This window comes from Inquilinus sp., from assembly GCF_057815775.1.
On record NZ_JBYRFX010000180.1, the window covers coordinates 1 to 1645 of the forward strand.

General features: G+C 64.5%; 3 protein-coding genes. 1 reads left to right on the forward strand and 2 read right to left on the reverse strand.

Features of this window, described 5'->3' with window-relative positions; translation table 11 throughout:
• On the reverse strand, positions 1-627 hold a 627-nt coding region (locus AC3XYG_RS06410), incomplete at its 3' end, for a hypothetical protein (protein WP_489138979.1).
• Positions 628-669: 42 nt separating this feature from the next.
• Positions 670-1086 (reverse strand): DUF6152 family protein, encoded by a 417-nt coding sequence (locus AC3XYG_RS06415; protein ID WP_489138980.1) that lies wholly within the window; start codon positions 1084-1086, stop codon positions 670-672.
• Positions 1087-1370: 284 nt separating this feature from the next.
• On the opposite strand from AC3XYG_RS06415, the gene AC3XYG_RS06420 reads away from it, so the two are divergent.
• A partial coding sequence (locus AC3XYG_RS06420; RefSeq protein WP_489138981.1) for a response regulator occupies positions 1371-1645 on the forward strand: 275 nt, incomplete at its 3' end.

Sequence of the window (1645 nt, forward strand, 5' to 3'; positions counted from 1 at the left end):
CGTCCAGGGTCCGGTGAACGCCTCGGGATCCTCGACGGTGACGTCGACGATCAGGGTCTTGTAGTCGCGCAGATACCAATGCTCCCTGACCGTCATCGCGGCCGAATGCGGCCCGTTGCCCGGCAGGCGCGTGTCGTCGCGGAAGCAGCAGGTGTCGACGAAGAGCTGGCCGTTTTCCCATCGCCCGATCGAATGGCCGGTGGTGCTTGGCAGCGTATTTTCGGTATGCACGCGGCCGTCGGTGTAGATCCGGCGCGGCCCCTTATTCTCGGTCAGCAGGGTGACCTGCATGCGGCTCACCTGGATCTCGAGCGGGAACAGCAGGCTCAGCCAGCCGGGCATCGAGCTGAACGCCGAGCCGCGCGGCCCGGGCGGGCCGGTCCGCACCCGTTCGGCATAGTCGGCATTGTAGGGCGGAACCTGCGGCACCCCGACCGGAAGCCGGTTGTCCCACACATTGTCCTGGTCGCGCTCCCACAGCCCATCCCAGTCGGGCAGGGACGCGAGGTCGGGTATATTGGGCGCCCCGCTCGGATAGCTGGCGGTCTGGGCGGTGGCGGCGGTGCCGCAGAGCAAGGCCGCGGCAAGGCCGAGCATAGCGGCGCTGCGCACAAGACGAATGGACATCGGGCTGACCCCTCCTCGATCACGCTGGTTAAGCGGGCAGGCTCAGTTGGGCGTGATGCCCGAGCTGATCGTCCGGCCGTCGGGGAAGCGTGCCATCAGCAGCGCGCCGCCCTTGGCGCCCGAGGTGAGCGGATAGATCTCGACCGTTATCCGATCCCCCGGCCTGAAGGTGGTGCGGCTCCAGCCGCGGCGGATCAGCGTGTTCACGCTCGATCCCTCGATCGGATATTCGACCTGGCGTCCGTTCTCGACCACGATCAGCTGGAGCCAGCTGTGGGGATTGGTGAACTGCCACTGCCGGACGGTGCCGCTGACCGTCACCCGCCGGCTCTTGTCGTAGCCGGCGAAGCTGTGATGGGCGAGCAGGGGCGTGACGGCGGTAATTCCCACGGCCACAGCGAGCGTCGCCATCCGGCGGAACCGCGACCCGGCCGGTAAATCTACTGTATCTTTCTGCATGCTGCCTCTCCATCAAGTTTATCCGCCCTGCTTCGCGGGCGTTTTCATAATGATTTCGAGTAACAGTTACATCTGATCCATCGGCCATGGAACATATTTATTATTTTCTCTCACAACAGAATTGCATTTACACTAGACTATACTTCGATAATCTTCGACACACTCCGACACAATTCAGGCTGTCGGTCGGGCTTCACTCCGCATCGCTTTCCGGCAGTGGCGATCCGTGCTAGTGTCTCTCAACCGGAAAGGTCACGGGACGTCGGTCGCCGTGGGGAGAGGATATGGCAAACGGCCTTCGCACGCCGGACGCGGACGAGCGCGGGGGCGCGCCGGCGCCGGTTCCGGTCCATCAGCAGACCTTGCTGATCGTCGACGACGATCTGGAAATCTCGACCCTGGTGGCCGAGCAGCTCGACAAGGCCGGCTATGCGGTGGTGACCGCCTGCGACGGTCCGACCATGCGCGCGGCGCTCGAAGCCCATCGGATCGACCTGATCATCCTCGACCTCAACCTGCCCGGCGAGGACGGACTGGCGCTTTGCCGCGAGAGCCGCAG

Bases quoted from the DNA above. Each gene is read 5' to 3' on its own strand.
- AC3XYG_RS06415 (WP_489138980.1), bottom strand. From the start codon at position 1,086: ATGCAGAAAGATACAGTAGATTTACCGGCCGGGTCGCGGTTCCGCCGG.